The organism is Achromobacter sp. DMS1 (assembly GCF_001270295.1).
Genome location: NZ_LHSJ01000338.1, coordinates 1 through 3,944 on the forward strand (window position 1 = coordinate 1; position 3,944 = coordinate 3,944).

The 3,944-nt window shown below is 70.1% G+C and carries 3 protein-coding genes and 1 pseudogene; 2 read left to right on the forward strand and 2 right to left on the reverse strand.

Annotated features, from left to right (window positions below):
• Window positions 1–693, forward strand: a pseudogene (locus AD428_RS23780) (amine oxidase); the annotation flags it as partial.
• 42 nt (window positions 694–735) lie between these two features.
• Window positions 736–1,998 carry an NAD(P)/FAD-dependent oxidoreductase gene (locus AD428_RS23785; RefSeq protein ID WP_053246793.1) on the forward strand — a complete coding sequence of 421 codons (1,263 nt, stop codon included), beginning with the start codon at window positions 736–738 and terminating at the stop codon, window positions 1,996–1,998.
• Between the two features lie 12 nt (window positions 1,999–2,010).
• On the opposite strand, the gene AD428_RS23790 is transcribed toward AD428_RS23785, so the two are convergent.
• A complete protein-coding gene (locus AD428_RS23790) occupies window positions 2,011–2,805 on the reverse strand; it encodes an ABC transporter ATP-binding protein (protein WP_053246794.1) in 795 nt (264 codons plus the stop codon).
• Window positions 2,806–2,887: 82 nt separating this feature from the next.
• A complete protein-coding gene (locus AD428_RS23795; protein WP_053246795.1) occupies window positions 2,888–3,772 on the reverse strand; it encodes an ABC transporter permease in 885 nt (294 codons plus the stop codon).
• Between the last annotated feature and the right edge of the window lie 172 nt (window positions 3,773–3,944).

The following is a 3,944-nucleotide window of genomic DNA, read 5'->3' on the forward strand; positions in this document are numbered from 1 at the left end:
CGTCGGCGGCGGGCGCGCGCGTGGTCTGCGCGGCCCCGGGCGCGGCAGGCACGCCGCGCGCCTATGCCCTGCAGGCCGGCCGCGTCCGTCTGCGCCATGCCGGTATTCGTGGCGCAGCGCCTGCTGCCGGACATCCGGGACTACGGCTACCACCCCGCCGCGCACGCGCCGCCGCGCGCCGCCTGGCTGGTGTCGAACTTCGTCATGGACGGCTATCCTCCGGAAATGCCGGGCGAGCCACTGTCGTGGGACAACGTGGTCTACCAGGGACAGGGGCTGGGCTATGTGGTGTCCACCCATCAATTGCTGCGCGTGGCGCCGTCGCCGCGCACCGTGTTCACCGCCTATCATGCGCTGTCCGGCATGGCGCCCGCGCAGGCCCGGCGCTGGCTGGAAAACGCCAGCCCCGAGGCCTTGCGCGCGGCGGCCTCGGCCGACCTGACGGCCGCCTATGGCGACGCGTTCTGGCGCTACGCGCGCGAGCTGGAAATCACCGTGCGCGGCCACGCCATGGCCACGCCGGCGCCGGGCTACCTGTCCAACCCGGGACTGCTGGCGCTGCGCGAGGCCGACGGCCCCATTCTCTTCGCCCATGCCGACCTTTCCGGATACTCGGTATTCGAAGAGGCCGCGTGGTGGGGCGTAACGGCGGCGGCGCGCGTAATGGGCGGATCTGCCGCGGGCGCGGCATGAGGCCGCGGCGCGGAAGACGAAACCGGAATGGAGCCAGAACCCATGGGAAACAACATCATCGTGCTGGGCGCGGGAATGGTGGGCGTGTGCTGCGCGCTCGAACTGCAGCGCCGCGGCGCGTCGGTCATCCTGGTGGACCGCCGCGAACCCGGCAGCGAAACCTCCTACGGCAACGCAGGCGTGCTGGCGCGCAGCTCGCTCATCCCGTTCAATCATCCCGGCCTCTGGCGCCAGCTCCCGCGCCTGCTGCGCAACGACACGGCGCAGTTCCGCTACCGGCCGGGTTTCCTGCTGCGCAACCTGGGCTGGGGCGCGCGCTTCCTGCTCAATGCCCGGCCCGCCGTCTACCGCGAAACCGTGGCCGCGCTGGACGGGCTGATCCGCCTGTCGGCCGACGCGCACCAGGAACTGATGCGCGAGGCGGGCATCGGCCGCCGGCTGCGCGACACGGGCTGGATCTTTCTCTACCGCAGCGCGCAGGCCTGGGAAGGCGGCGCCGCGGCGCGCCGCGTTTATGCCGAATACGGCGTGCCCACGCAAGCGCTGGCGCCGCCGGAGCTGGCCGCCCTGGAGCCCTCGCTCGCGCCGCGCTTTGAGCGCGCGCTCTGGGTCCAGGGCTCGTATTCGGTGGACGACCCGCAAGCGGTGGTGCGGGCCTATGCCGCGCTGTTCCGGCAGGCCGGCGGCGCATTCCGCCGCATGCCGGTGCGCGGCATCCGGCCGGACGGCGCCGGCGGCTGGACGGTGGTCGGCGCCGAAGCAAGCGGATCGCTGTCGGCGGACCGGCTGGTGGTGGCGCTGGGGCCGTGGTCGCGCGCCCTGCTGCGCACCGCGGGCCTGGACGTGCCGCTCGTCTGCGAGCGCGGCTACCACATGCACTACGCGGCGCAGCCCGGCGCGTCGCTGGGGCGGCCCGTGTACGACACGGGCGGCGGCTACGTGCTCTCGCCCATGGCGCGCGGACTGCGGCTGACCACGGGCGTGCAGCTAGACGATTGCGACGCCCCGCCGCGGCCCGAACAGCTCGGGCTGGCCGAAACGCAGGCGCGCCGGGCATTTCCGCTGGGCGACAGACTGGACGATACGCCCTGGATGGGGCGCCGCCCCACCCTGCCCGACAGCCGGCCCATGATCGGCGAAGCGCCGCGCCGGCCGGGCCTGTGGCTCGCGCTGGGCCATCAGCATATCGGGTTCAGCACGGGCCCGGGCACGGCCCGGCTGCTGGCCGGGCTGATGAGCGGACAGGCGGGCGCGCACGCGGCGCTTGCCCATGCCTTCCGGCCGCAGCGCCTGCTGAACGGCTGAGCCTCGACGTCCTCAGCCCAGCAGCAGCGCGTCGTCGGACAGCTTTTCGCCGCGCACGCGCTCGAACATGGCGAGCAGGTCGGGCACGTCCATGCCCTTGCGCTCGTCGCCCGACACATCCAGCACCACCTGCCCCTGGTGCAGCATGACGGTGCGGTCGCCCACGTCCAGCGCCTGGCGCATGCTGTGGGTGACCATCATCGTGGTGAGGCGGTTTTCGGCCACGATGCGCGCCGTGAGCTGCAGCACGAAGTCGGCGGTGCGCGGGTCCAGGGCGGCGGTGTGCTCGTCCAGCAGCAGGATGCGCGAAGGCTGCAGGGCGGCCATGAGCAGGCTCACGGCCTGGCGCTGGCCGCCCGACAGCAGCCCGATGCGGTCGGACAGCCGGTTCTCCAGCCCCAGGCCCAGGGTGGCCAGGCGCTCGCGGAAGCCGTCTCGCATCGAGGCTTTGACCGCGCGGCCGTAGCCGCGGCGGGCGCCGCGCATCTGCGCCAGCGCCATGTTTTCCTCGATGGTGAGGTCTTCGCAGGTGCCCGCCATGGGATCCTGGAATACGCGGGCCACCTTGGCCGCGCGCGCCCAGACCGGCTGGCGCGTCATATCCGCGCCGTCGATCTCGATACGGCCGGAATCCACCGGCAGGTCGCCCGAGACAGCATTGAGAAAGGTGGACTTGCCCGCGCCATTGGAACCGATGACCGTGACGAACTGCCCCGCCGGAATGTCCAGCGACAGGCCGCGCAGCGCGCGCGTCTCGATCGGCGTACCCGGGTTGAAAGTGATCTTGAGGTCTCTTGCCGACAACATATCAATACTCCTGTGTGCCATTCGCGGCCCCGCCGCGGCGCCCCTCTGCGGGGATGCTTCCGGGACGGGTCTGCGGGCCGATCTACTTCTTGCCGAATACGCGGCGCTTGAGCATGGGAATGACCAGGGCGATGGTGACCAGCACCGCGGTGACGAGGTTCAAGTCCTGCGCCTTCAGGCCGATGAAATCGCTGTTGAGCGCCAGCGCGATGAAGAAGCGGTAGACGATGGCGCCGATGATGACGGCCAGCGTGGCCAGCACCAGCTTGCGCGAAGGCAGGATGCTCTCGCCCACGATGACCGCCGCCAGGCCGATGACGATGGTGCCGATGCCCATCGAGATGTCGGAGCCGCCCTGGGTCTGCGCGAAGAGCGCGCCCGCCAGGCCGACCAGCGCGTTCGACAGCGCCATGCCGCCCATGATCATGCGGCCGGTGTGCACGCCCTGCGCGCGGGCCATGCGGCCGTTGGAGCCGGTCGCGCGCATGGCCAGGCCCGTCTGCGTGGCGAAGAACCAGTCAAGCAGCAGCTTGGCGACGATCACGATCACCACCAGGATGAGCGGCCGCGCCACGTAGTCGCTGAGCCAGCCGGGCTGCAGAATGGTGAATACGGTGGGCTCGGTGATGAGCGGCACGTTGGGCTTGCCCATGACGCGCAGGTTCACGGAATACAGCGCGATCATCATGAGAATGCTGGCCAGCAGGTCCATGATGCGCAGCTTCACGTTCAGCCAGCCGGTGACCAGCCCGGCGGCCGCGCCCGCGAAGGTGGCCGCGATGGTGGCGAGAAAGGGGTCGGTTCCCGAGGCGATGAGCGTGGCGCAGACCGCGCCGCCCAGCGGAAAGCTGCCATCGACGGTCAGGTCGGGAAAGCGCAGCAGCCTGAACGAGATGAACACTCCCAAGGCCACCAGGCTGAAGATCAGGCCGATCTCCAGCGCGCCCAACAACGAAAACAATGACATGGGTCAAATCCAGAGAAATGGAAAACGAGCATATTAAAGACAGGAAACGTCCAGCTTCTTGCGTTTCGGGGTCAGTTTTACCCGCGTTTTTGGAATAGACGTTTCCTGGACCCCGATTTTCGCCGGTTTTCTGCCAAGGCGCGCGGGCCGGCCTCGCCTCGCCAGCAACGGC